A 24,289-nucleotide genomic window follows, 5' to 3' on the forward strand; every position below is an offset into this window, starting at 1 on the left:
CGCCACCACTCCGTAAGGCGCAGAAGCGCGTCGTCCACGACACTGTGTATTTCGCAACGCTTCGCAAATCCGCCCCTTTGCCCCGCACATCAATCGCAATCGTAAAATAAGCCCTCGAAATTCCCGCCAAAGCTGCCAGACTTCATCGGCTTATTCGATGGAGACCTGCCGACCATGACGACCTCTCGCCGCGATGTCCTGACCAGCGGCGCGTCCGCCCTAGCCCTCGCCATCCCTACGCTTGCCGTCCCAGCGCTCGCCCGCCCCGCCCGCGCTGCCGACACGCCAGACGCCCGCGCCGAGGCCATGCTGGCCGACATGGCCGAAGCGATGCTGGCCGATGCGCCCGAAAGCGCCAGCGGGCTGGGCATCGACACTGGCCCGCGCGCCGCGCTCAAAAGCCGCCTGGGCAACAAAAGCTCGGCGGGTCAGGCGCAGATCGCCGCCCATGTCCGCGACCGGCTGGCCAAACTGCGCGGCATAGACCTTGCCCCGCTGTCGCCCGTCACCCGCACCAATGTCGAAGTCGCGCTCGCCGCCCACACCCTTGCCGCCGACGGTTTCGCCTTCCCCTTCGGCGACATGGCGATGATGAACAGCAACTGGTCCTACCGCAACAGCCCCTATGCGGTGGCGCAAAATACCGGCAGCTTCGTGGAAACCCCCGACTTCCTCGACAGCAACCACGCCATCGCCACCCCCGCCGATGCCGACGCCTATCTGGCCCGCCTGTCCGCCTATGCCGCCAATCTGGATGGAGAGACGCAGCGGCTGCGCCATGATGCGGGCATCGGCGTCATCGCCCCCGCCTTCCTGCTGGACAAAAGCCTGCGCCAGATGGACGCGGTGCGTGCGCAACCGATCGCCCAGTGGGTGCCCGTCGCCTCCATCGCCCGCCGGACGAAGGATATGCCGGGCAACCACGTGGCCAGCGCGGAGCGGATCGTCCGCGACAAAGTCGCCCCGGCGCTGGAACGACAGGCCGCAGAACTCAAGCGCCAGCGCGCCACCGCCACCATGGATGCAGGCGTGTGGAAACTGCCGCAGGGCGAGGTTTATTATGACTGGGCGCTGCGGGCTGGCACGACCACGACCATGTCGCCGGACGAAGTCCACAAACTCGGTCTTGAACAGATCGCCGCGCTCAACGCTGAAATGGACCGGCTGCTCAAGTCGCTCGGCATGACCAGGGGGACGGTCGGCGAACGCATGACCGCCATGGGTAAGGATCCGCGCTACCTCTTCCCCAACAGCGACGACGGCCGCCGCCAGATCCTGTCCTTCATCGACGGACGGCTGGCCGACATACGCACTCGCCTTCCCCGCGCCTTCGCCACGCTGGTCCCCGCCAAACTCATCGTCAAACGCGTGCCGGTGGAAATAGAGGCGGGCGCGCCGGGGGCCTATGCAGGCGCGGGCACGATCGACGGATCGGTGCCGGGCAATTATTATATCAACCTGCGCGACACCGCCATCTGGCCCCGCTACGCCCTGCCGACGCTTTGCTATCATGAAGGGATACCGGGCCATATCTGGCAGGGCGAATATACATATAAACTCCCGCTGATCCGCTCCCTGCTCGCCTTCAACGCCTATTCGGAAGGCTGGGCGCTCTATGCCGAACAATTGGGCGATGAACTGGGCGCCTATGACGGCGATGTCGCCGGGCGGCTGGGCTATCTGCAATCCATCGGCTATCGCTGCTGCCGTCTGGTGGTGGACACGGGCCTGCACGCGAAACGCTGGACGCGGAGCCACGCGATTCAATGGTTCGCGACCACCAACGGATCGACGGTGGAAGATGTGCAGGGTGAGGTCGATCGCTACTGCGCCTGGCCGGGCCAGGCCTGCGGCTACAAGGTCGGCCATGGCGAAATCAACCGTCTGCGCGGGATGGCACAGGCCGCACTTGGTCCGAAATTCGACTTCCGCCTGTTCAACGACGCGGTGGTCAAGGGTGGCGGCGTACCGATGACCGTGCTGGCGGGCAATGTCGATGCATGGGTAGCGGAACGGAAAAGCGCCTGACCAGACACAAAAGGGCCGGAGGATCAGCCCCGGCCCTTTCCTACTTCATCTTTTCCTGGCTTACCCGACGAAAGCCCGTTCGATCACAAACTGCCCCGGCGCGGCATTGGAGCCTTCGGTAAAGCCGTTCGCTTCGAAATAGGCGGCGAACTGCTTGATCATCTCCATGCTGCCGCACATCATGATCCGGTCGGTTTCAGGGTCGAACCTGGCGGCACCGGGAATGCCCTCGAACAGCACGCCGCTCTCGACCAGCTTGTCGATGCGATCGCTATTGCGGAACGGCTCGCGGGTCACCGTCGGCACATAGTGGAACTGGTCAACAGCCTGTTCCCCCACCAACGGATCGTCCGCCAGCCGGGCGGTCAGCTCATCATGGAAAGCCAGGTCGCTGACCCGGCGCACCGAATGGACGGCAACAACCTGCTCGTAAAATTCATACACGTCAGGGTCACGCGCCAGACTGAGGAACGGGGCAAGGCCCGTGCCGGTAGACAGCATGAACAACCGCTTGCCCGGCAACAGTGCGTCAGTGACCAGCGTGCCAGTGGGCTTGCGGCCAAGATAGATCTGGTCGCCTGGCTGGATCAGTTGCAGCTGCGATGTCAGCGGTCCGTCCTGCACCTTGATCGACAGAAACTCGATCTCTTCGTCCCAAGACGGGCTGGCAATCGAATAGGCGCGCAGCAATGGCTTGCCATTATCGCCTTTCAGGCCGATCATCACGAACTCGCCCGACCGGAAACGGAAGCTGGCGGGCCGCGAGATGCGGAAGCTGAACAGATGCTCGTTCCAGTGCCGCACCGACAGCACGGTTTCCACGCTGAGCGCGCCTGTGGGTTCCAGCACCGGCTTTTCGATCGTCACGTCGGTCAAGACCTTCTTCCTTCGACAGGCTGTAGAGGCCGCCCATCGGCGCGCCCAGTTGCGTATCGTTCGCAATAAATCATCTTTTGGCGAAATGGCCTCTTGGACCCGCGAAGGCAAGGTGAAAAAAACTTTGCAGGCTGAAAGGACGCCGTTGGCAATCGCGCCCTTTGGATTTCGCGCTTTAGCCGAACAAGCCCTTGGCCAGCCCACTCAGGTCATTGATAGGACTGCCGTCGCCATCACGATCGAAGAAGCTGCCCAGCTTGCCCATGATCGCTTCGGGTCCGCCAAACTGCGCCAGCAACGCCTGCAACTTGTCCGCCGACACGCCATGCTCTGCCGCCGTCTCCGCCAGCGCGGCCACGCTGGTTTCGCCCGAACCGATCTTTCCACTGATCTCGCTCAGCAAAATCTGCATCTGTTCCGGGCTGACGCCGATCTGCCCAGCGATCGATTCCAGACCACCGGCCTTGCCCATCAGGTCGTCGAACATGCCCATCGTCAAAACTCCTGCTTCATGATGGCAGCCACCATAGCATCATCGGCCAAGCGCCAAAAGCAAAAGGGCCGGGTGGATCGCTCCCCCCGGCCCCTTCTCACACCATCATCAAACGATGCGTCAGGCGGCGGTCAGCGCCGCGCTACGCACGCCTTCGTCGACATGATCTTCGAACTGGGCGAAGTTATCCACGAACTGTTTCACCAGCACGGCGGCGGTGTCGTCATAGGCGCTGCCGTCCGCCCACATCGCGCGCGGATCCAGCATCGTCGGCTCGACGCCTGCCACCGCAACCGGCACTTCAAACCCAAAATTGGGATCGGTGCGGAACGTCGCATCGTTCAGGCTGCCGTCGAGCGCGGCATTCAGCAGCGCCCGCGTGACCTTGATCGGCATGCGCTTGATGCCTGGCATCGTCGCCTTGCCCCCTGCCCAGCCGGTGTTGACCAGCCAGCAGGTGACGCCGCCCTTGTTGATCCGTTCCTTCAGCAGATTGCCGTAAACCGACGGATGGCGCGGCATGAACGGCGCACCGAAGCAGGTGGAGAAGGTCGCGGTCGGTTCCGTTACGCCCATTTCGGTGCCTGCGACGCGTGCGGTATAACCGGACAGGAAGTGATACATCGCCTGTTCCGGGGTCAGCCGCGCGATCGGCGGCAATACGCCATAGGCATCCGCCGTCAGAAAGATGATGTTCTTGGGCACCGGACCCAGATTCTTCTCCGACGTGTTGGGGATGAAGTCGATCGGGTAGGAACCGCGGCTGTTTTCCGCCAGGCTGTTGTCGTCCAGGTCGATCTCGCGCGTATCCTCGTCGATCACGACATTTTCCAGCACCGTGCCGAACCGCTTGGTTGTAGCGAAAATCTCCGGTTCGGCCTCAGCCGACAGGTTGATCATCTTGGCATAGCAGCCGCCTTCGAAATTGAACACGGCGGTGTCGGACCAGCCATGTTCGTCATCGCCGATCAGCGTGCGGCTGGCGTCGGCGGATAGCGTGGTCTTGCCCGTGCCAGACAGGCCAAAGAAGACGGCGGTGTCGCCGTTCGGGCCGATATTGGCGGAGCAATGCATCGGCATCACGCCCTTCACCGGCAACAGATAGTTCAGGATACCGAACACCGACTTCTTCATTTCGCCGGCATAGGCGGTGCCGCCGATCAGGATCAGCTTTTCGGTGAAGTTGACCGCGACCACGGTTTCGCTGCGGCAGCCGTGACGCGCCGGATCCGCCTTGAACGTGGGCAAGTCGATGATCGTATATTCCGGCGCAAAGCTCGCCAGTTCTTCCGCGCCCGGCCGCACCAGCAGCGTGCGGATGAACAGATTGTGCCAGGCGCGTTCATTGATGACACGCACGTTGACGCGATGTTCGGGCTGCGATCCGCCAAACAGATCAGCGACATACAGCGTATCTTTCTCGCCCAGCGCCTTATAGAAATCCGCCTTCAGAGTGGCGAAATTCTCCGGCGTCATGGCAACGTTGGTGGAACCCCACCAGATGGTGGATTCGGTTTCAGCGTCGCGAACGAAGAATTTGTCCTTGGCGCTGCGGCCGGTATGCTTGCCGGTCTTGACGACCAGTGGGCCGTCCTTCGACAAGATGCCTTCGCCATTGCGGACAGCGGCTTCGACCAAAGGCGCTGTGCCCAGGTTCCAGAACTGGGTGGCATCAGTGGAAATGCCCTGGTCCGCCAGGGTGATTGAGGATTTGGCCTGCACGCCTTTGCTCCATATATATATTGTAGCGTCGTTTCCATTCGCATGGCTTCGACCCCCCGCTCCTTCGGCGTCGTTGCTTGTCGCACGACATCCTGCCTTCGCGGACGATGAAGGGCATAGGGCTTGGCGAAACCGGCGTCAAATCCCTGCAATATCCCTTATGTCCCGAATTATGACCATCCTGCGGCATCATTGTCGGGCATGGCATGCCTGATCCGCCCCTTCCTTGCGAGGCAGGTCCGCATCGTCTAACGCTCATGACAAGCAAACGCCTCTCGATCGTCTGGGACACCGAATGACTGCAACCATCGCCCTGGTGGATGACGACAAGAATATTCTCACGTCGGTGTCGATCGCGCTCCAGACCGAAGGCTTCATGACGCGCGTCTATGCCGATCCCGAAACTGCGCTCAAGGCGTTGCTGGACAATCCCGCCGATCTGGCCGTGTTCGATATCAAGATGCCGCGCATGGATGGCCTGGAACTGTTGCGCCGCTTGCGCGAAAAAAGCGCGATGCCGGTCATCTTCCTGACGTCCAAGACCGACGAACTGGACGAGGCACTGGGCCTGGCGATGGGTGCGGACGATTATATCTCCAAACCCTTTTCCCAACGCCTGCTGATTGCGCGCATCCGCGCTATCCTGCGCCGGGCGGAAGTCAGCCGCACGCCAGATGCGCCCAATGAACCGGCCGTCGATCCCATCGTGCGCGGGCGGCTGGAAATGGACCCGGCGCGCCATCGCGTCAAATGGAACGGGCAGGACGTGACATTGACCGTCACTGAATTCCTGATCCTCGAAACGCTTGCCGCCCGACCCGGCGTGGTAAAGAACCGCAACCAGTTAATGGACGCCGCCTATCAGGATGACGTCTATGTCGACGACCGCACCATCGACAGCCATATTAAAAGGCTGCGGCGCAAATTCCGCGAGGTAGATTCCGATTTCAACGCGATCGACACACTCTATGGCGCCGGATACCGCTTCACCGAGGAATGATCGCCCGGTTGAGGCGTTGCGCTGGTCCAACAAGATCAGCCTGACGCCCCGCATCCTGGCGGTCAACGTCTTCGCGCTCGCGCTGCTGGCTGGAGGCTTTTTCTACCTCGACAGCTATCGCACGCGCATCGTCGACGCGCGGCTGGAACAGTCTGCGCGCGAACTGCAATTGCTGGCGATCGGCCTCGACAATGCCCGCGACGACCGGCAGGACGCGCTGATCGCGGCCTATGCGCGCCAGACCGGCGACCGCGTGCGCCATTATGCGGCTGACGGCCACCGCCTGTCCGACAGCTTCACGATGAACGCGCCGCAATATCGCCTGCGCATGCCATCAGAAGAAGGATGGCAACGCCACGTCGCCCGTTTCCTGGACAAGGCGATGGACAAGGTCGTGTCGGCCGACCGCCCGCCTAATTTCGAGGAGCCGACGGTCGATCGCGCCGACGCCTGGCCCGAACTGCTGCTCGCCCGCAAGACGGGCCGACCACAGGCCGTCAATCGCTACGCCCCCGACCGCACTTTCATGATCTCCGCAGCCGTGATGATGCGCGACGGCACCAGCCTGTTTGCAACCGAAAACGCGCGCGACATCACCCGCACCGTGCGCGCGGAACGCATGCGCCTTGGCCTTGTTCTCGCCGTCGCAGCGCTTGCGTCCGTGCTGCTGTCATTATTCCTGGCGCGCACCATCGTCCAGCCGCTCCAGCGCCTGGCCCGCGCCGCCGTGCGCGTGCGTCTGGGCCGCGCGCGCGAAGTGACGGTCCCGCGCCTGCCCGAACGACGCGATGAAATCGGCATGCTGGCCCGCGCATTGTCGGACATGAGCCACGCCCTGCGCCAGCGGATCGACGCGACCGACGCCTTTGCTGCCGATGTCAGTCATGAACTCAAAAACCCCATCGCCTCGCTGCGCTCTGCCATCGAAGCGCTGGACCGGGTGGATCGGCCGGACCTGCGCGCGCAGTTGATGGCCATCGCGCAGGATGATGTGCGCCGCCTCGATCGGCTCGTCACCGATATCGCAGAAGCATCGCGTGTCGATGCTGAACTCTCGCGCACCCGCTTCGAACCGATCGATCTTGGCCAGCTCATCGAGCGGATGGTGATCGCGCGCGAGATGCGCGGCGTGCCCCGCAATGTCCGCGTCGCCTTCGCCCGCCCGCGCAAGGATGTGGCCGTCATCATGGGGGAAGAAGGGCGGCTGATCCGCGTGCTCGACAATCTGATCGATAACGCCATTTCCTTCTCGCCCGACGGTGGCCTTGTCCAGATCATCGCGACCGTGGCGGACGATCAAGTACTGGTCAGCGTCGAGGACGAAGGACCCGGCGTTCCCGAATCAGAGCGCGAACATGTCTTCCGCCGCTTCCACAGCGTCCGGCCAGAGGGGGAGAGTTTCGGCAAACATTCCGGCCTCGGCCTCGCCATCGCCCGCTCCATCATCGACGGGCATCAGGGTCGGATCAGCATCGCAGACCGGCAGGACGAACAAAGCGGCGCATGTTTCATCCTGCACCTGCCGATGGCAGTCGCGCGAGATCCGGGCATCGCATCGGAATAGGGCCGCGTCTCAAAAAACAGCCCTAGAAATCCAGTTCTGCGCGCCATCCTATGACATCCACCCCATAGTCACGCGACGTCCCCGCCAGGATCGCCGCATCGCGATATTCCAGATGCGCGTAATTGACGTTGAACCGCAGATATTCGATCGGCGTCCATACCAGTGCGGCGATGACCGCGTTCTGCGTGCCACCCACGATACCCTTGTCGTTCATGTCCAGATAGTCGTAGCGCACAGTGGCCTGCAACGCGCCCCATCCGCCGCTGCCGACCGGGCGGCTTGGCTTGACGATGCCGAATATGCCGTTCTTGTACCCCCGCGTCTCGCCAGTGAAGACATAGCCGACTTCGCCATATCCGCCGAAAAAGGTCGGGTCGGACAGACCGGGCCGTGCGACGCGCAGCCAATGCCCCTCACCCGCCCACCATAATGGCCCATGTGTGCCCGCCAGTTCGACGCCATAATGGCTCTCACCATCCGCCGGGATATTGGGCGTGGACAGGAAACGGCTGTTGGCACTGTGCAGATAGGCGCGCTGGCGGTAGCGTTGCGGTGTTTCCGACAGCCGCTTGAAATCGCGCCAGTGGCCAGATGCGCCAAAATGCAACTGCGTGTCGCCCAGCTTTGGCGCGAGCACCAGCCGACCATCCACGCCATAGCTGTTATTTTCGTCGCCCCCACTGGGACCATCGGACGCGTTGGTCAGCGAATCGGCACTGTCGGAAAAAATCCCCGCTTGCGCCAGCATGATGCCCGATCGATATTGCGCCGACAGGCCCAGCCGCCGTTCGAACGCGAACGCATCGGTGAAGGCCGCCCGCTCCATCACAGACCCGCCGGTGTCGCCGGTCAACTCGTCCAGCGACTGGAAGCTGTTATGATTGCCCAGCGTAAAGAGCCACTTGCCCTTTTCGTAAGTGATATAGGTATCGACCAGATCAACGGCATTATCAGACAGTTCCAGTTCCAGCTTATAGCCAAATCCGCCGCCCAACTGCCCTTCCCCACCCAACCGCAAACGGCGTAGTTCGTTGGAATAGCCCTTGGCCCGGTCGTTCACGCTGGCAGGCGTCATCAACAGGCCGGCATCATATTGGATGCGTCCCTTGACGTGGAAACTGGCCGCGCCCTTGGTGAAAACAGGCCCGCCCTTCCACCCGATCACCGTTTCGGCAACGGACTTGGCTGGTCCTGAACCGCCCTGCGCTACCTGAACAGGGACGGCGGGAACCGATCCTGCCACGGGCGGCGGGGGGGCCATATTGGCTGTTACGGCAGTAGCGCTATTCAATCGCGCCTCCAGCCGATCGACCTGCGCCTTGAGCGCTGCGACCTGCGCCCGCAGCGCATCTCCCTCCGCCTGGCTAATCGCCTGCGCACTTGCCGGAACAGGCGCGATCAGCATGGCGAGCGTCGCAGCCGCTGCCAGTCGAGTCGGTGTCATATATGTCCCCGATGTTTCCCCACCGCGGCTATGACTGTTTTGTTACGTTCTGATGTCTTTGAAATGTCACTTTTGTGACAGTCGCAGCCCGTGGCGCGGTGTGCCATCGCTGTTGGCGGCGATGCAAACGCAGGCTAGGGTAAGGGGTCTGCCATGTTGATCGCTCCCAGTTCCCGCCCGCGTGTTCACCGCTTCGCCTTGTCGGTCCTGCTCGCCATGAGCGCTGCGTTGGGCAGCTGTTCGCGCGAAGGTAGTGGACCGGTAATCGTCAGCGTCATTGGCGCGCGCGCCGATCTATCCAAACCCCTACCCAACCTGCCCAATCCCGGCGCGAAGCTGATGCTGGAATCCACCGCGCAGGGGTTGGTCGCTTTCGACGCCAGTGGCGACATTCTGCCCGCTCTTGCCCAACGCTGGATCGTGGAGGATGATGGGCGCAGCTATATTTTTCGCCTCCGCCGTGCCTTTTGGGCAGACGGCGCGCGCGTCACCGCCGCCACCGTGGCCCGGCTGCTCACCGCACGGATAGAGGCGGTCAGGCGACTCGATCCCGACGGCCCGCTCGATGCGGTGGAGATGGTCGTGCCGATGACCGGCGAAGTCATCGAAATCCGCCTTGCCACCGCTCGCCCTTTCGTACTGCAAATGCTCGCCCAGCCGCAAATGGCGCTGCTGACGCGCAAGGGCGGCGCTGGTCCCTATCGCGCCGTCCCGCAGGGGGACGCGCTGCTATTGACCCCGGTCGATCGCGACAATGACGATGAAGACGCCGAAGAGGACGGCCTTGCCCCCCGCCATGTCCGGGTGCTGCATGCGGAACGCGCGGCCAAAGCGATCATCCGATTTCGCGAAGGCCTATCGGCACTGGTGCTGGGCGGCCGTTTTTCAGACCTGCCGCTGCTGGTCCCTGCCGGAATCGATCGCGATGCGGTGCGCGCCGATCCCGTGCAGGGCTTGTTCGGACTGGCAGTCACCGGGCAGGGCAAGCTGCTGGCAGACGACAATGTTCGCGCGGCGATCAACATGGCCATCGACCGTAGCCAGTTGCCCACGCTGCTGCCGCTGGGCGGATGGGCGACGACGGACCGGATCATGCCGGACCAGCTTGACCTGGGCCGCGCTCCCACCGCACCGGCGTGGGCGAACATGCCGCTCGCCGACCGGCAGGCGCAAGCCATGGCCGCCGTTGCGCAATGGCGCACCGACAATGGTGCGCCCCCACCACTGCGCATCGCATTGCCGCCGGGGCCGGGTTCCACATTGCTGTTCCGCCTGCTGCGGCGCGATCTCGCCATGATCGGCCTTTCAGTCAGCCGCGTCGGTGCCAATGCGGTCGATGCCGACCTGCGGCTGGTGGACGAAGTCGCCGCTTATGACAGCGCTCTCTGGTATCTGGGCCGTATCGGCTGTGCTCGCAAAATATCCTGCAACGATGAAGCCGATGCACAGTTGCAGGCGGCCAGCCTCGCCAGTTCGCCCGACGACCGCGCCGCCCGCATCGCTCAGGCAGAGGCACTGACGATGGCGCATAATGGCTTTATCCCGCTCGGTACGCCGATCCGCTGGTCGCTGGTATCGAAGCGCCTGAACGGCTTTTTGCTCTCGCCCCGCGCGCGCCACCCATTGAACCGGCTGTTTCGCGACACCAATTGAGTTAGGGTCAGGAGACCAGTCCCATGCCCATTTCACAGGATCAGTTCGACGGTGCCATGCGCGCCATGCCCGGCCTCGGACGCGACGCCGCATCGGTGCGCCGCCGGATCGAGGCGATGGAGCAATTGCTCGAAGGGCTGTTCGTCATTCCCGGCACCCAGCGTCGCGTCGGCCTGGATTCGATCATCGGTCTGATCCCGGTCGTCGGCGACCTCATCACCGCATCCATGGGCGCGTGGATCATCTGGGAAGCGCGCAATCTGGGCATGTCTAAATGGCAACTGACCCGGATGGCGGGCAATGTCGGCTTCGACACACTGGTCGGCGCGATCCCATTTGCGGGCGATGTGTTCGATTTCCTTTACAAATCGAACACGAAGAACCTGCGCATCATCCGCAAGCATCTTGACCGTCATCACCCTTCGACCGCGACGATCGACCTTTAGGGCTGGTCACCCCTGCGGTTCGATCCGCAAGCGCGCCGCGCCCATCACGCCGCCTTGCTGCGGGGGACAGCTGATATAGCGATATTTGCGGTCCATGCAGATCCACACTTCGCTCAGATATCCGTCGCGCGTCAGGTTCAGGCGAATACCGTCGGCGACCATGCCCTTATTCTCCGTCGCGAACGCCTCGGCAAAATCGCGCGCGGATAATGTCGACCTCTGCGCCAACTGCGTCATGTCGGGATAGCCCAGCCCATGATACAGCTTGCGCGACAAGGCGAAGAAAGCCGTCGGCGTCGTTGGCATACAGGTGCCATGCTTGACCCATTCATGCTGGATCAGCTGCACCGATGGCGTGGCGCACAGGTGATCGCGGATCACCTTGCGCGGCAAGGGACCGGCGGGCTTGCAATATTGCGGCCATTCCTTGCCATAGCCGTCCGGCCACAGCCCATGCAGGGTGAAGGCGAACTGGTTATCCGACCGGCACTGCAACGCATCGCGCGCGCCGCCCCGTGACGTTTTGCAATATTGCGGCGTCCAACTGACCGCGAGCGTATAATAGCCGATCGGCAGGACACGCTTGGGGTCATCGCTTGTCGGCCCTTCGACCTGCGGCCGGGCGATCACCTGCGGCAGGCGACACTGCCCCGCCTGCGCCATTGCGGTGGCCGGGGCGGCGAGAGCGATCAGCGCCATCAACAGTTTAAGCATGAACAAAATCCAGTCCGATGTCGGCCGCCGGGGCCGACTGGGTCAGCCGCCCGACGCTGATGAAGGTAACGCCCGTTTCCGCCTTGGCGCGGATCGTTTCCAGCGTGACGCCCCCCGACGCCTCGGTCGGTACGCGATCACCCACCAGCGTCACTGCACTACGCAAAGTCGCCGCATCCATATTGTCCAGCAACAAATGCGTCGCCCCAGCACCCAGCGCCGGTTCGATCTGGTCGATGCGATCGACCTCCACGATGATGCTGGCAATCCCCGCATCCACCGCGCGACGCACCGCCTCTTCGACCGATCCGGCCACTGCGACATGATTGTCCTTGATCATCGCGGCGTCCCACAACCCCATGCGGTGATTGGTCGCCCCGCCCATGCGCGTCGCATATTTTTCCAGCACGCGCAGCCCCGGAATCGTCTTGCGCGTGTCGAGCAACGTCGCGCCCGTTCCCTCAATCGCATCGACATAGGCGCGCGTCATCGTCGCAATGCCGGTCAGATGCTGCACCGTATTGAGCGCGGATCGCTCCGCCGTCAGCATCGCGCGCCCACGGCCCCGGATGCGCATGATGTCGGTCCCTGCCGATACCCTCTCGCCATCGCGCGCCAGCATCTCGATCTCGACCGCCGGGTCGAGCGCACGGAAAAAGGCCTCCGCAATCGGCAGTCCGGCCAGCGTTACCGCGTCGCGGGTGTCCATCACCCCGTCGAACATGGCGTCGGCAGGAATCACCGCCTCGCTGGTCACGTCGCGCCCGTCCGGTCCCAGATCTTCCGCCAGAGTTGCTGCAACGAATGCGTCCAGATCGAAGCCGGGAAGAAAGGGCGCAAAGGCGCTTGGAAAATCTGTCATGCCCCGTCCATAGCCAAAGTCCACGGGACAGGAAAGCATGCGGATCGTCGTCCAGCCCCAGTCTCTTTTCCAACTTCTTAATCTACCCGGCGTACGGACGGGGCATGGGTATCCATTCGTCCATCCCCCTTCTGAACGACAAGTCCGAAGTACAGCGGCTGGCAGTCCTCGACAGCCTGCACTTGCTCGACAGTGCGCCCGAACGCGAATTCGACACCATCGTCCAGTGCGCCTGCGACGCGCTGCATTGCAAGATCGCCCTGGTCTCCATCGTCGATGACCATCGCCAATGGTTCAAGGCCAAGTGCGGGCTGGATGCCAGCGAAACCCCGCGTGAACATGCCTTTTGCGACCATGTAGTGCGGCAGGACGCAATCATGGTCGTGCCGGATGCAATGCTTGATCCCCGCTTCAGGAACAATCCGCTGGTGACAGGGCCGCCGCATATCCGCTTCTATGCCGGCGTTCCTGTGCGGATCAGCGGCGGACGCGACCGCCCCGGCCATTTCGTGATGGGTACGCTATGCGTCATCGACGACAGGCCACGGAACTTGCTGCCGGATCAGGAAACGCGACTGCGCGATCTGGCCCAACTGGTCGAATCCCTGCTTCAAGCGCGGGCCGACGCGGCAGAGGCAATACGTCTGGCGGAAGACCGGCGCAGCACGCTCCATCGGCTCGACGTCAGCCATCGCCAGTTCCGACAGGCTGAACGCCTCGCCAATATCGGATCGTGGCGTCTGGTTCTGGCCGACAACAGTGTCGAATGGTCCGATCATGTCTTCGTCATCCACGGCCTCCCCTTGGGCAGCACTCCACCAGTCGACACCGCGCTAGACCATTATCCGCCCGCCGCCCGCGCCCTTGTCGTCGATGCCCTGACCCGGACGGTCGAACAGGGCGAAACTATGGATATCGAAACCGATTTCCTGACTGCGCAAGGCGACATGCGGCGCGTCAGGACCATGGGCGAACTGGAAATGCACGATGGGCTGGCGGTGGCGATCAACGGTGTGTTCCGTGACGTGACCGATGGCCATCTGCTCGAACAGGCGCTGCGTCGCGCGGCCCATGTCGATGTGCTGACCGGCATCGCGAACCGCGCGCATTTCAATGAATGCACCGATAACGCCATCGCCACCGCACGCGCCGACGGCACGCCCCTCGCTCTCCTATTGATCGACCTCGATCATTTTAAGGCAGTCAACGATCGGTGTGGGCATCTGGCGGGCGACGACCTGCTGCGGCGCATGGCATCCCGGCTCCGGTCGACCTATCTGTCGGATTGCATGGCCGCCCGTCTGGGCGGTGACGAATTTGTGCTGCTGGCGACCGGACTCGCAGACGAAGCGGCGCTCACCGCGCTGGTGTCGCGATTGCTGGCCGACCTGATTGATGTCGTGGACGCGCCCGATGGGCTGATCCGCGTGTCCGCCACCATAGGCGTCGCACAACTGGACGATGACGTTCGCGACCGCAGCGACCTTCTGCTGCGCGCCGACATTGCCCTTTACGAAGCCAAGCGTACCCAGCGAGGGTCCGCCAAAATCCACGGCCTGCTCAACGTCATCACCATATCGTAACGATGCCGGAATTAAGGCCGCGCGCCGACGTCGCCTTGACCGACGGTGGCGCTCGCCATCTCAAGCATCCGGTCGAGGCTCTTCTTGGCCGCCACACGCAGCGTTTCGTCCATCTCGATACGCGGCTGCAAATCGCGCAGCGCTATATACAGCTTCTCCAACGTGTTGAGCGCCATGTAGGGGCAGATGTTGCAGTTGCAGTTGCCGTCGGCCCCCGGCGCACCAATGAAATTCTTGTGCGGCACCGCCTTTTCCATCTGGTGGATGATATGCGGCTCGGTCGCCACGATCAGCGTATCGCCCGGCATCGTCTTGGCGAAATCCAGTATGCCGCTGGTCGATCCGACATAATCGGCATGATCGACGATATAGGGCGGACATTCGGGATGCGCAGCGATCGGCGCATCGGGGTGCTGGACCTTCAGCTTGAGCAGTTCGGTTTCGCTGAACGCCTCATGCACGATGCAAACGCCCGGCCACAACAGCATCTCGCGGCCCAGCTTGCGCTGCAGATAGCCACCCAGATGCTTGTCGGGACCAAAGATGATCTTCTGGTCCTTGGGGATCTGCGCCAGAATTTTCTCGGCTGACGACGATGTCACGATGATGTCGGACAACGCCTTCACCTCGGCCGAACAGTTGATGTAGCTCAGCGCGATATGATCGGGATGCGCTTCGCGGAACGCCTTGAACTGCGCGGGCGGGCAACTGTCCTCCAGCGAACAGCCTGCGTCCATATCGGGCAGGATCACGATCTTGTCAGGCGACAATATCTTGGCCGTTTCCGCCATGAAGCGCACGCCGCAAAAGGCGATGACGTCCGCATCCGTTTCCGCCGCCTTGCGCGACAACTCCAGCGAGTCCCCCACGAAATCGGACAAGTCCTGAATCTCGGGCGACTGGTAATAATGGCCAAGGATGACGGCGTTACGCTCCTTGCGTAGCCGTTCGATTTCGGCACGCAGGTCCGTTCCCTGCGGAATTCCCGTGATCGCGTTCATACCCTGTCACTCCTATCTCGTTGTCGCGCGCCCTAACGGGCCTTTCCACGGTTGGCCAGCACCTCATTCACGGGTGTCGTCACGTCCCACCGTTCGCGATTGTCGCCCTTGCGTTCGGGCGGAAAGGTCACGATCACCCGCGCGTCGCCCTGCCCCGCCGCCGCGAGCGGTGCGGCCAGCAACTTGCCCAGCGCCACGCGGCCATATTCGCGCGCCTGCGCCATGCGTTCGGGTGACCGGGCGCTGGCGGTGGCCCGCGTCTGCGCATGGGCGGACACCCGGCGGCTCAGTGCCTCGCCTGCCTGCCGCGTCACGAACATGCCACCTGTCCGCACCAACGTTCGACGGCTTTCATCGACATTGGGCTTGCCCACCACCACATCGGGCGCGTTGACGATCAGCGTGCGACTGTCGGCATTCCATTCCATGTCGCCGGGCCGCAGCTTGCCGACATCAACAAAATAATCGACCGAATAGGGCATCTTCACAACCTGATCGGATTTCAGCAGGCCAAATCCGCGCACATCCTGCGCCGTACTCTGCACCGTCCCCGAAAGCTCCGACACCTTAAGCGCGCTCGCCCCGGCAATCTTTTCAGCAATGATCTTCGTCACCGCCGACCCGTCATCCTCGACCGCCACGACATAATCGCGGTCATAGCGCTGCCAGCCCGCCAGCATCGCGCCACCGATAACCACGATCAGCAGCGCAACGGCAATCGCCCCGCCATAGCGTTTAGCCCATCCGTTCAGCGTATCTGCCATCGCCCGTCCGATTGCGCCGCAGCGATCCCGCGCTCGTCCATATCGATCAGATGCGCCAGCACGGATCGCCCCGCCGCACCATATAGCCGTGGATCGACGCCCTTGTACATTTCGGCCACCATATCGGGGATGGCGCTCGTGCCATTACGCTCCAGAAAGCGGCGTATCTGCCCCTCGCGCTGCTTGCGATGCCCCATCATCCCACGCACCAGCCGCTGCGGCTGCTCCACCGGTTCGCCATGGGCGGGATAATAGATGACGTCATTCCGCTCCACCAGCCGCTGCATCGACCGCATATAGGCGGCCATGTCGCCATCGGGCGGGGAAATCACACTGGTGGACCAGCCCATCACATGATCGCCGGAAAACAGCGCACCTTCCTCCACCAGCGCAAAGCACAGATGGTTGGACGTATGGCCCGGCGTCGCCACGGCTTGCAACGTCCAGCCCGCGCCCTCGACCCGTTCGCCATCGGCCAGCACCCGATCGGGGCGATAGGCCGCGTCGAACGCCGCGTCAGCGCGCGGCCCATCATCGTCCAGCGTCAACGGCGCGCACCCGATGATCGGCGCGCCGGTCATGGCGGCCAGCGGCGCAGCGGCGGGGCTATGGTCGCGATGCGTATGGGTACACAGGATCGCCACCACCGGCCGCCCCGCGATCGCAGCGGTCAGCGCCGCCAAATGATCGGCATCGTCCGGCCCCGGATCAATCACCGCAACATCCTGCGCGCCCACCAGATAGGTCTGCGTGCCGGTGTAAGTGAAGGGCGACGGATTGGGCGCCAGCACCCGCGCCACCAGTGGAGACAAAGGCATCGCCATGCCGGTCGGCAGGTCGGCCGGATCAAAAGGAAGTGCCATGGTCTCCATGTGCCCATTACCCCGTGAAATTCAAGGGGGTCGGGGATACCGCTCGCGCCGATCATGGCCTAGGATCATGCCATGTCCGCCTCTCCCGACCTCCTCGAACGCTGGCGCGCCCATCTCGCGCTCGACCGGCGGCGGTCCATCCACACCGTGCGCGCCTATGTCGCGACGGCCCAGCGGCTGCTTACTTTCCTGACCGATCATCAGGGCGCCCCCGCCACCGCAGCTACCCTGGCCAAGATTGACCAGTCCGACCTGCGCGCCTTCCTGACCGTGCGGCGCATGGATGGCATCGGCAATCTGTCCGCCGCGCGCGAGCTATCCGCCGTGCGCGGTTTCCTGCGCTTTGTTGGCGGCGACGAAGCCCATGTCCCGCTGCTGAAAGGGCCACGGGCCAAGCGCGGCCTGCCCCGCCCCATCTCCCCTGACGAAGCCATCGCGCTGGCGCAGGACATCGCCGAAACCGCGCGCGAGCCATGGATCGGCGCGCGCGACTGGGCAGTGCTTTTATTGCTCTACGGCGCTGGCCTGCGCATCGGCGAAGCGGTGAGCCTGACCGGCGCGGCGCTACCGTTGGGCGACACGCTGCGCGTCACTGGCAAGCGGAACAAGACTCGGCAGGTGCCGCTCCTGCCCCAAGTCCGCGCGGCGATCGACGCCTATGTGGCGCTCTGCCCCTATCTGGTCGATCGCGACGAACCGCTGTTCCGTGGCGCGCGCGGTGGCCCGCTCTCCCCGGCACTCATCCGCCGCGCGGTGCAGGGCGCCCGCGGACGCCTCGGCCTGTCGGATCGCACCACGCCCCATGCCCTGCGCCATAGCTTCGCAACGCACCTGCTGGGGCGCGGCGCGGACCTGCGCTCCCTGCAGGAACTGCTCGGCCACGCCAGCCTGTCCTCGACGCAAATCTATACGCAGGTCGATGCCGCACACCTGCTCGACGTCTACCGCGCCGCACACCCGCGCGCCTGAAATCGCCACGAAAGCGCCGCATTGCGCCGCCAGCATGGCACCTGACTCACCTTGCGGGACGAAACCATGTCGAGGCTGCACCTGATCCTGACACTACAGACGATAGGCACCGGCGAGATTCCGGCCGATTTTAATCTGAAATCCGTCAAGCCGTCGCCCGACAGCAACGCCATCGTCGTCACCGCTCGCCGCCCCAGCCAGCGCATCGAACGCACGCCGATCGACACCGAACCGCCATTGGGTCGCGCGGAGATGGGACTGTTCGGCGACGCAAAGGCGAACCTGCACATCGAAAGCCAAAGTTTTAGCAACGGCACCACTTCGCAACGGGTGATGGTCGGCATCAAACTGCCTTTCTGAAGCCTAACCTTTGGGCCGCCAGGTAGCCAGCCGCCACAGATAGAGGATCACGGCTCCGACCACGCACACCGTCGCCGCAGGTCCGACATAACGATCAATGTCGCTGAATTTCTGCCCTAAAACATAGCCTGCATAGGCCAATATGACGTTCCAGATCAGCGCCCCGCCCGCCGTCCAAAGCAGGAAGCGGACATGGCCCATGCGGAACAGTCCTGCGGGCAGGGAGATCATCGTGCGGAACGCAGGCAGGAATCGAAACACGAACACGACGATCTGGCCATATTTGCCGAATAACCGGTCCAGCGCCTCGACATCGCGCCATTCCAGCGTCGCCCATCGGCCATAGCGATCGACCAAAGGCTTCAATCGCTCGAAACCCAATATATGCCCGACCAGATACCAGAAATAGTTGCCGACGGTGGTGCCGACCGTGCCAGCCAGCAACAGCCATTCCATCGCCATGCGGCCTTGGCCGACACGAATGCCGCCGACACCCATAATCAGTTCGGAAGGAATCGGTGGAAAGACATTTTCCAGCACCATCAGCAGGAAAATGCCCCAATAACCGCCTGCATCAATCAGCCGCAGCACCCAGTCGGTCAAGATCGTTCACGCATAGTGGCTTGGCTTTTCCAAAGGATCACAGCAGCCACAACGCACGACCGCGCCTTCCGTTCGTTCAGCCTCATCAAGTAGAATTATGCCGCGACCCGCGCCGCCAGCCGGGCGTCGATCGCATCCCAGATCAGGCCGCCCGTGTCGGTGCCGTCGAACGCGTCGATCGACACGATGCCCGTGGGCGATGTCACATTGATTTCCGTCAGCCATTCGCCGCCGATCACATCGATCCCGACGAACAACAGCCCGCGCGCCTTCAACTCCGGCCCCAACGCAGCGCAAATCTCGCGCTCCTTGTCGGTCAATTCCGTCTTGGCCGCCGATCCGCCGACCGCCAGGTTCGACCGGATTTCGCCCGCGCCGGGAATACGATTAACCGCCCCCGCCACCTCACCATCGACGAGCACGATGCGCTTGTCCCCTTCGGCCACGCCGGGGATGAAGGCCTGCACCATGAACGGTTCGACCCAGGATGCCTTGAACACTTCCACCAGCGAAGACAGGTTCGCGCCATTCCTGCCGACATGGAAAACGGCAACGCCGCCATTGCCATAGAGCGGCTTGACCACGATTTCGCCATGCTCCTTCAGGAAGCTGCGCACCTCATCCAGGTCGCGGGTAATCATCGTGGGCGGCATGAAGCGCGCATAATCCAGCACGAACAGTTTTTCGGGCGCGTTGCGCACGCTGGCGGGGTCATTGACCACCAGCGTTTCGGCCTGCACCCGCTCCAGCAAATGCGTCGCGGTGATATAGCTTAAGTCGAACGGCGGATCCTGCCGCATCAGCACGACATCGACGTCCCGGCCAAGGTCCAGCATTTCCGCTGGCCCATATGCAAAATGGTCGCCTTCCACCTTCTGCACGTTGACCGGCCGGGCCTTTGCCAGCACCCGGCCGTCGCGGAATGTCAGGTCGGGCGCGAGATAATGATAGAGCCGATGCCCACGCGCCTGCCCCGCCAGCATGATGTGAAAGGTCGAATCGCCCCCGATCTTGATGCTCTCCATCGGGTCCATCTGTACCGCAACGGTCAGGGGGTTAAGTTGGGTCATGCGCTACGCTTCCTTTCAACAGGAAGGCAAACCTACCCCCCATGCCAGACGTTCGCCAGATGGCGTGGCGCACGTCCCGGCGCAAGGAGGATGACGTCGATTCGCATGTCGTCCCCCGGTTTTGCCAGTTCGTGCCACAATATCTCCGCCGCCGCCGCGACCCTGCGCAACCGCCGCTCATCTATCGCCAGATCCAGTTCCGCCGCGCTGCCTCGCGCCTTCACTTCGACGAACGCCAGCATCGCACCCCGTCGCGCGACCAGATCGACCTCACCCGCCGCCGTGCGCATCCGCCGCCCGACGATCTGCCAGCCTTTCAGGCGCAGCCACCATCCTGCGATCCGCTCGGCCTGCCGACCGCGCTTTTCGGCGGCGAGGCGCGCCGCACCCGGCTTCTTCACCCCTTCAGCTCCACCGCCCGCTCATACAGCGCGCGCCGGTCCAGCCCCATTTTCTTGGCGACCTCGCCCGCCGCCTTGGACACCGACAGGCGGGTCAGCGCTTCGATCAACGCTGCATCCGCATCCGCCGCGCTGGCCGGTGGCGCTTCGCCGGGCGGGCCGACGATCACGACGATTTCGCCCTTGGGCGGCGCATCGGCATAGCGGGCGGACAGTTCCAACAAGGTGCCGGTCGCCGTTTCCTCGAACGTCTTGCTGATCTCCCGCGCCACCGCCGCGTCCCGATCGCCCAGATGCGCGGCCATTGCCGACAGGCTTTCCGACAGGCGCGGGCCACTTTCGTAAAATACCAGCGTCGCCCGCAACGCCGCAACCTCGTCCAGCGTATCGCCCCGTGCCTTGGCCTTGCTCGCCAGGAATCCCATGAACAGAAACCGGTCGGTCGGCAGCCCCGACAGCGTCAGCGCCGCGATTACCGCGCTTGGCCCCGGCAATGTCGTCACCATCCGCCCCGCCGCCCGCGCATCACGCACCAGCTTGTATCCCGGATCGGATATCAGCGGCGTGCCAGCGTCCGACAGCAAAGCGACCGATTCGCCCGCCATCCGCTCCACCAGGCGCGCCCGGACATTTTCCCCGCTATGGTCGTGATAGGGGATCATCGGCCTGTCCGATCCGGCATGACGCAGCAGGCGCGCACTGACCCGCGTATCCTCCACGGCAACCACGTCGGCCAGCCGCAACACCTCCGCGCCGCGCGGCGTGAGGTCTCCAAGGTTGCCGATCGGCCCCGCGACGATATAAAGCCCAGGCTCAAGCCCGGCAGAACCAGAATCTTCCATAAGGACGCCAGATGACAGAGACGGATGCCCCACGGCAAGCGGACTTCTTCGCTTCATGCAGGCGCGGCGCGCGCATCCTGCTTGCAACAGGCACCCTGCTGCTCGCCGCCTGCCAGACGATCGTGCCAAAAGGACCGGCCCCGACCGCGCCCACCGGCCCGGTCAGGCCGACCGGTCCCGAAGTCGTTCAGGGGTTGCCGACCGACGCCACACGCCACCGCGTCGCGCTGCTCGTGCCCATGTCCGGTCCCAATGCGGGCGTGGGCCAATCCATCGCCAATGCCACCACGCTGGCGCTGATGGACACGAAAACCGACAAGGTGCGCATCACCACCTACGACACCGCAACCGGCGCAGCGGCAGCGGTCAATCGCGCCCTGTCCGACGGTAACAGATTGATATTGGGTCCATTATTGGCGGATGACGCCCGCATCATCGGGCCGATCGCCGCCCGCGCCAACGTACCGGTCATCAGCTTCTCCAACGACAACAGCGTCGCTGGCAGCGGCGTCTACATCATGGGCTACAACCCCAACCAGTCGATCGAACGGGTCGTCGGCTTCGCCCGCGAAAAGGGGCTGTCCAGCTTCGCCGCCCTCGTACCGCGCGGAACCTATGGTGAACGCTCAGGGAATGCGCTGCTCCGCGCAGTCGAACAGGCGGGCGGCACCGTCGTCTCGCTCCAAACGTTCGACCGTTCCCCCGCCTCCATCACGGCAGCGGTCAAAAAATTGCAGGCCGCCTCCAGCTATGACGCGCTGCTAATCGCCGACAGTGGCCGCGTCGCATTGCAGGTCGCCCCCATCGTCCGCAAAAATGGCGGCGCAACCGCGCGCCTGCTCGGCACCGAACTGTGGAATACCGAAGGATCTCTGGCCGTCAGCCCAGTCCTGCGCGGCGCATGGTATGCCAGCGTTTCGGACGCGCTCTATCGCCAGCTATCGACCAAATATCGCGCCCGCTACCACAGCGCACCCTTCCGCCTCTCCTCGCTAGGCTATGACGCGGTATTGCTGACCGTCCGCATCGCGCAGGACTGGAAACCTGGCAGCCCCTTCCCCGCCGCGCGCCTGCGCGACTCGGGCGGCTTTTCCGGCATCGACGGCGCCTTCCGCTTCAACCGAGCGGGCGTGGCCGAACGCGCGCTGGAGGTGTCCGAAGTCGGCACCGGCGCGACCAGCGTCGTGGATGCCGCCCCCCGCAGCTTCGGGGACTGAGAACATCCTCCCCTGCAAGGGTGGGGGGGATTATCCCACACGTCCGGTCGGCACAATCAACGGCCAGTCTCCGTCCCGCTCGATCCGCGCGGTTACGCCATAAACCTGCGCCAGCGCATCATGCGTCAGCACGTCCATCGGCGCGCCATCTGCCACCAGCGCGCCCCGGTGCAGCAGCAGCAGCCGGTCGCACCAGCGCGCCGCCATGCCCAGATCGTGCAGCACCGTCACGACCAGCGCGCCGCCCTTCGCTTCCGCGCGCAACAGGTCCATAACATCCATCTGATGCCCCGGATCGAGTGCGGCCAGCGGCTCGTCGGCGATCAGCGCGTGCGCCTCCACCGCCAGCGCACGCGCCAGCAGCACTCGCGCCCGCTCCCCACCTGACAATTGGGTCGCCACTCGATCCTGAAGGTGCAGCACATCCGCCCGCGCCATGGCCGACCGCACCGCCGCCTCGTCGGCGTCCGTCAGGCGCGACAGCGGTCCCAGATGCGGCAACCGCCCCAGCGCCACCAGCCGCGCGACGCTGAGCGGCCAGTGCAGGCTCTGCCCCTGCGGCAAATAAGCGACCGCGCGCGCCACCGTCCGCCGATCGATCCGCGCGACATCCTGCCCGTCGATCGTCACCCGTCCCGCCTCGGTCCGCGCCAGCCCCAGCATCGCCCGGATCAGCGTGGATTTACCCGCGCCGTTCGGCCCGATGATGCCCACCATCTGACCCGGCTCCAGCGTCACATCGACACCCGACACCGCAACATGGCGACCCAGCAGCACTGACAATCCTTCCGCCCGGATCGTCACCATAGCCGTCGCTCCCGCATCAGGTGGATCAGGAAGACCGGCACGCCCAGCATCGCCGTCACAACGCCCAGCTTGAGTTCATTGGTCGTCGGGATCAGCCGCACGCCGATGTCCGCCAGCGTCAGCAGCGCTGCTCCGCCCAGTAGCGAGGGCAGCAGCACAGCGGACGGGGAGCGATCGGTCAGCGGCCGCACGATATGCGGCACGATCAGCCCGACAAAGCCGATCGCCCCTGAAACCGCCACTGCGCCACCCACGCCGATCGCGACGCCCAGCATCATGCGCCACCGCGCGGCGGACAGGTTCACGCCCAATGCCTGCGCGCCATCCTCGCCCAGCGTCAGCGCATCCAGCGTCCGCCCATCCGCGATCAGCAGGCCAGCGCCGACGATGACGCAAGGCAGAGCGATCCAGACATGGGCGTAGCTGCGATTTTCAAGGCTCCCCATCAGCCAGCTCATGATTTCCATCGCGGCGAAGGGATTGGGCGAGAGGTTGAGCGCCAGACTGATCCCCGCCCCAGCCAGCGTCGCCACCGCGATCCCCGCCAATATGAGTGTCAGTGGACTTTCCGACGGCCCGGCGAGCAGGAACAGCCCGCCGATGGCCACCAGCGCAGTCAGGATCGCCAGCAAAGGCAGCGCAAACGGATGCACCGCCGACAGCCCGAAATAGAGCGCCGCCACTGCACCCAAAGCCGCCGCATTGGATGCGCCCAGCACGGACGGTTCGGCCAGCGGATTGCGCAGATACCCCTGTAACGCCCCCCCCGCCACGCCCAGCATCGCGCCGACAATCAGGCTGAGCGCCATGCGCGGCATCCGCAGGTCGATGATGATGGCACGCGCGATGGGGTCGCCGCCCCCGCGCAGCACTGCGCCGATTCGCGCCGGACTGATCGGCACCGCGCCCAGCATGATCGACCCGAAGGCCGCGACGACGACCACCGCCAAAAGGCCAGGGATTAGCAATGGGTGATAACGACCTGTGCTCATGTCTCC

General features: G+C 63.9%; 24 protein-coding genes. 9 read left to right on the plus strand and 15 right to left on the minus strand.

Features of this window, described 5'->3' with window-relative positions:
* Positions 1-174: 174 nt before the first annotated feature.
* The gene (locus WA070_RS07840) at positions 175-2,028 is read left to right on the plus strand and encodes a DUF885 domain-containing protein (protein ID WP_422633534.1); all 1,854 of its coding nucleotides are present in this window, start codon (positions 175-177) and stop codon (positions 2,026-2,028) included.
* A gap of 60 nt (positions 2,029-2,088) precedes the next feature.
* Here the strand turns inward: WA070_RS07840 and WA070_RS07845 are convergent, their stop codons facing one another.
* The 3 genes from WA070_RS07845 to WA070_RS07855 form a co-directional block, all read right to left on the minus strand.
* The gene (locus WA070_RS07845) at positions 2,089-2,904 is read right to left on the minus strand and encodes a ferredoxin--NADP reductase (protein ID WP_422633535.1); all 816 of its coding nucleotides are present in this window, start codon (positions 2,902-2,904) and stop codon (positions 2,089-2,091) included.
* A gap of 175 nt (positions 2,905-3,079) precedes the next feature.
* Positions 3,080-3,397 (minus strand): hypothetical protein, encoded by a 318-nt coding sequence (locus WA070_RS07850; RefSeq protein WP_422633536.1) that lies wholly within the window; start codon positions 3,395-3,397, stop codon positions 3,080-3,082.
* A 120-nt stretch (positions 3,398-3,517) separates the two neighbouring features.
* On the minus strand, positions 3,518-5,119 hold the full coding sequence (locus WA070_RS07855; RefSeq protein WP_422633537.1) for a phosphoenolpyruvate carboxykinase: 1,602 nt from the start codon (positions 5,117-5,119) through the stop codon (positions 3,518-3,520).
* A gap of 295 nt (positions 5,120-5,414) precedes the next feature.
* Between WA070_RS07855 and WA070_RS07860 the strand changes: the two genes are divergently transcribed.
* Together WA070_RS07860 and WA070_RS07865 are read left to right on the plus strand one after the other, a co-directional pair.
* Positions 5,415-6,119 (plus strand): response regulator, encoded by a 705-nt coding sequence (locus WA070_RS07860; protein ID WP_422633538.1) that lies wholly within the window; start codon positions 5,415-5,417, stop codon positions 6,117-6,119.
* Entirely contained in the window at positions 6,088-7,683 is a 1,596-nt protein-coding gene (locus tag WA070_RS07865) for an ATP-binding protein (RefSeq protein WP_422633539.1), read from the plus strand. Before WA070_RS07860 ends, WA070_RS07865 begins: the two co-directional genes overlap by 32 nt.
* A gap of 22 nt (positions 7,684-7,705) precedes the next feature.
* Here WA070_RS07865 and WA070_RS07870 read toward each other — a convergent pair whose 3' ends face one another.
* Positions 7,706-9,127: a porin gene (locus WA070_RS07870; protein WP_422633540.1), complete on the minus strand. Its 1,422-nt coding sequence runs from the start codon at positions 9,125-9,127 to the stop codon at positions 7,706-7,708.
* Between the two features lie 153 nt (positions 9,128-9,280).
* Between WA070_RS07870 and WA070_RS07875 the strand changes: the two genes are divergently transcribed.
* Positions 9,281-10,780 carry an ABC transporter substrate-binding protein gene (locus WA070_RS07875; protein WP_422633541.1) on the plus strand — a complete coding sequence of 500 codons (1,500 nt, stop codon included), beginning with the start codon at positions 9,281-9,283 and terminating at the stop codon, positions 10,778-10,780.
* A 23-nt stretch (positions 10,781-10,803) separates the two neighbouring features.
* A complete protein-coding gene (locus WA070_RS07880; RefSeq protein WP_422633542.1) occupies positions 10,804-11,226 on the plus strand; it encodes a DUF4112 domain-containing protein in 423 nt (140 codons plus the stop codon).
* 6 nt (positions 11,227-11,232) lie between these two features.
* On the opposite strand, the gene WA070_RS07885 is transcribed toward WA070_RS07880, so the two are convergent.
* Positions 11,233-11,940: a ribonuclease T2 family protein gene (locus WA070_RS07885; protein WP_422633543.1), complete on the minus strand. Its 708-nt coding sequence runs from the start codon at positions 11,938-11,940 to the stop codon at positions 11,233-11,235.
* Positions 11,933-12,802 carry a carboxylating nicotinate-nucleotide diphosphorylase gene (nadC, locus tag WA070_RS07890; protein ID WP_422633544.1) on the minus strand — a complete coding sequence of 290 codons (870 nt, stop codon included), beginning with the start codon at positions 12,800-12,802 and terminating at the stop codon, positions 11,933-11,935. The genes WA070_RS07885 and nadC overlap by 8 nt, the downstream gene beginning before the upstream one ends.
* Before the next feature lie 104 nt (positions 12,803-12,906).
* Here nadC and WA070_RS07895 point away from each other — a divergent pair, with 104 nt between their 5' ends.
* Positions 12,907-14,385, plus strand: a complete 1,479-nt coding sequence (locus tag WA070_RS07895) for a diguanylate cyclase domain-containing protein (protein ID WP_422633545.1) — start codon at positions 12,907-12,909, stop codon at positions 14,383-14,385.
* An 11-nt stretch (positions 14,386-14,396) separates the two neighbouring features.
* Here WA070_RS07895 and nadA read toward each other — a convergent pair whose 3' ends face one another.
* The 3 genes from nadA to WA070_RS07910 are packed head-to-tail and all read right to left on the minus strand — an operon-like array spanning position 14,397 to position 17,013.
* The gene (nadA, locus tag WA070_RS07900) at positions 14,397-15,386 is read right to left on the minus strand and encodes a quinolinate synthase NadA (RefSeq protein ID WP_422633546.1); all 990 of its coding nucleotides are present in this window, start codon (positions 15,384-15,386) and stop codon (positions 14,397-14,399) included.
* Between the two features lie 32 nt (positions 15,387-15,418).
* Positions 15,419-16,150: a DUF4230 domain-containing protein gene (locus WA070_RS07905; protein ID WP_422633547.1), complete on the minus strand. Its 732-nt coding sequence runs from the start codon at positions 16,148-16,150 to the stop codon at positions 15,419-15,421.
* Positions 16,135-17,013 carry an MBL fold metallo-hydrolase gene (locus tag WA070_RS07910; protein ID WP_422633548.1) on the minus strand — a complete coding sequence of 293 codons (879 nt, stop codon included), beginning with the start codon at positions 17,011-17,013 and terminating at the stop codon, positions 16,135-16,137. The genes WA070_RS07905 and WA070_RS07910 overlap by 16 nt, the downstream gene beginning before the upstream one ends.
* 81 nt (positions 17,014-17,094) lie before the next feature.
* Between WA070_RS07910 and WA070_RS07915 the strand changes: the two genes are divergently transcribed.
* Together WA070_RS07915 and WA070_RS07920 are read left to right on the plus strand one after the other, a co-directional pair.
* Complete coding sequence (locus WA070_RS07915) at positions 17,095-17,991, plus strand: tyrosine recombinase XerC (RefSeq protein WP_422633549.1); 897 nt, start codon at positions 17,095-17,097, stop codon at positions 17,989-17,991.
* 66 nt (positions 17,992-18,057) lie between these two features.
* Complete coding sequence (locus WA070_RS07920) at positions 18,058-18,351, plus strand: hypothetical protein (protein ID WP_422633550.1); 294 nt, start codon at positions 18,058-18,060, stop codon at positions 18,349-18,351.
* 3 nt (positions 18,352-18,354) lie between these two features.
* Here WA070_RS07920 and WA070_RS07925 read toward each other — a convergent pair whose 3' ends face one another.
* The 4 genes from WA070_RS07925 to rsmI all read right to left on the minus strand — a co-directional run bounded on the left by WA070_RS07925 (position 18,355) and on the right by rsmI (position 21,267).
* Positions 18,355-18,954 (minus strand): DedA family protein, encoded by a 600-nt coding sequence (locus WA070_RS07925; protein ID WP_422633551.1) that lies wholly within the window; start codon positions 18,952-18,954, stop codon positions 18,355-18,357.
* Positions 18,955-19,049: 95 nt separating this feature from the next.
* Positions 19,050-20,024 carry a glutathione synthase gene (gene gshB / locus WA070_RS07930; protein WP_422633552.1) on the minus strand — a complete coding sequence of 325 codons (975 nt, stop codon included), beginning with the start codon at positions 20,022-20,024 and terminating at the stop codon, positions 19,050-19,052.
* Positions 20,025-20,056: 32 nt separating this feature from the next.
* Positions 20,057-20,425 carry a YraN family protein gene (locus tag WA070_RS07935; RefSeq protein WP_422633553.1) on the minus strand — a complete coding sequence of 123 codons (369 nt, stop codon included), beginning with the start codon at positions 20,423-20,425 and terminating at the stop codon, positions 20,057-20,059.
* A complete protein-coding gene (gene rsmI, locus WA070_RS07940; protein WP_422633554.1) occupies positions 20,422-21,267 on the minus strand; it encodes a 16S rRNA (cytidine(1402)-2'-O)-methyltransferase in 846 nt (281 codons plus the stop codon). Before rsmI ends, WA070_RS07935 begins: the two co-directional genes overlap by 4 nt.
* Positions 21,268-21,278: 11 nt before the next feature.
* Between rsmI and WA070_RS07945 the strand changes: the two genes are divergently transcribed.
* Positions 21,279-22,484 (plus strand): penicillin-binding protein activator, encoded by a 1,206-nt coding sequence (locus WA070_RS07945; RefSeq protein ID WP_422633555.1) that lies wholly within the window; start codon positions 21,279-21,281, stop codon positions 22,482-22,484.
* A gap of 30 nt (positions 22,485-22,514) precedes the next feature.
* On the opposite strand, the gene WA070_RS07950 is transcribed toward WA070_RS07945, so the two are convergent.
* Complete coding sequence (locus WA070_RS07950) at positions 22,515-23,291, minus strand: ABC transporter ATP-binding protein (RefSeq protein WP_422633556.1); 777 nt, start codon at positions 23,289-23,291, stop codon at positions 22,515-22,517.
* On the minus strand, positions 23,285-24,283 hold the full coding sequence (locus WA070_RS07955; RefSeq protein WP_422633557.1) for a FecCD family ABC transporter permease: 999 nt from the start codon (positions 24,281-24,283) through the stop codon (positions 23,285-23,287). Before WA070_RS07955 ends, WA070_RS07950 begins: the two co-directional genes overlap by 7 nt.
* Between the last annotated feature and the right edge of the window lie 6 nt (positions 24,284-24,289).

This window comes from Sphingobium sp., assembly GCF_049304695.1.
In the GTDB taxonomy this organism is placed as follows: Bacteria; Pseudomonadota; Alphaproteobacteria; order Sphingomonadales; family Sphingomonadaceae; genus Sphingobium.

Bases quoted from the DNA above. Each gene is read 5' to 3' on its own strand.
- WA070_RS07840 (WP_422633534.1), top strand. From the start codon at position 175: ATGACGACCTCTCGCCGCGATGTCCTGACCAGCGGCGCGTCCGCCCTA.
- WA070_RS07850 (WP_422633536.1), bottom strand. From the start codon at position 3,397: ATGGGCATGTTCGACGACCTGATGGGCAAGGCCGGTGGTCTGGAATCG.
- WA070_RS07860 (WP_422633538.1), top strand. From the start codon at position 5,415: ATGACTGCAACCATCGCCCTGGTGGATGACGACAAGAATATTCTCACG.
- WA070_RS07865 (WP_422633539.1), top strand. From the start codon at position 6,088: ATGGCGCCGGATACCGCTTCACCGAGGAATGATCGCCCGGTTGAGGCG.
- WA070_RS07870 (WP_422633540.1), bottom strand. From the start codon at position 9,127: ATGACACCGACTCGACTGGCAGCGGCTGCGACGCTCGCCATGCTGATC.
- WA070_RS07875 (WP_422633541.1), top strand. From the start codon at position 9,281: ATGTTGATCGCTCCCAGTTCCCGCCCGCGTGTTCACCGCTTCGCCTTG.
- WA070_RS07880 (WP_422633542.1), top strand. From the start codon at position 10,804: ATGCCCATTTCACAGGATCAGTTCGACGGTGCCATGCGCGCCATGCCC.
- WA070_RS07885 (WP_422633543.1), bottom strand. From the start codon at position 11,940: ATGCTTAAACTGTTGATGGCGCTGATCGCTCTCGCCGCCCCGGCCACC.
- nadC (WP_422633544.1), bottom strand. From the start codon at position 12,802: ATGACAGATTTTCCAAGCGCCTTTGCGCCCTTTCTTCCCGGCTTCGAT.
- WA070_RS07895 (WP_422633545.1), top strand. From the start codon at position 12,907: ATGGGTATCCATTCGTCCATCCCCCTTCTGAACGACAAGTCCGAAGTA.
- nadA (WP_422633546.1), bottom strand. From the start codon at position 15,386: ATGAACGCGATCACGGGAATTCCGCAGGGAACGGACCTGCGTGCCGAA.
- WA070_RS07905 (WP_422633547.1), bottom strand. From the start codon at position 16,150: ATGGCAGATACGCTGAACGGATGGGCTAAACGCTATGGCGGGGCGATT.
- WA070_RS07910 (WP_422633548.1), bottom strand. From the start codon at position 17,013: ATGGCACTTCCTTTTGATCCGGCCGACCTGCCGACCGGCATGGCGATG.
- WA070_RS07915 (WP_422633549.1), top strand. From the start codon at position 17,095: ATGTCCGCCTCTCCCGACCTCCTCGAACGCTGGCGCGCCCATCTCGCG.
- WA070_RS07920 (WP_422633550.1), top strand. From the start codon at position 18,058: ATGTCGAGGCTGCACCTGATCCTGACACTACAGACGATAGGCACCGGC.
- gshB (WP_422633552.1), bottom strand. From the start codon at position 20,024: ATGACCCAACTTAACCCCCTGACCGTTGCGGTACAGATGGACCCGATG.
- rsmI (WP_422633554.1), bottom strand. From the start codon at position 21,267: ATGGAAGATTCTGGTTCTGCCGGGCTTGAGCCTGGGCTTTATATCGTC.
- WA070_RS07945 (WP_422633555.1), top strand. From the start codon at position 21,279: ATGACAGAGACGGATGCCCCACGGCAAGCGGACTTCTTCGCTTCATGC.
- WA070_RS07950 (WP_422633556.1), bottom strand. From the start codon at position 23,291: ATGGTGACGATCCGGGCGGAAGGATTGTCAGTGCTGCTGGGTCGCCAT.
- WA070_RS07955 (WP_422633557.1), bottom strand. From the start codon at position 24,283: ATGAGCACAGGTCGTTATCACCCATTGCTAATCCCTGGCCTTTTGGCG.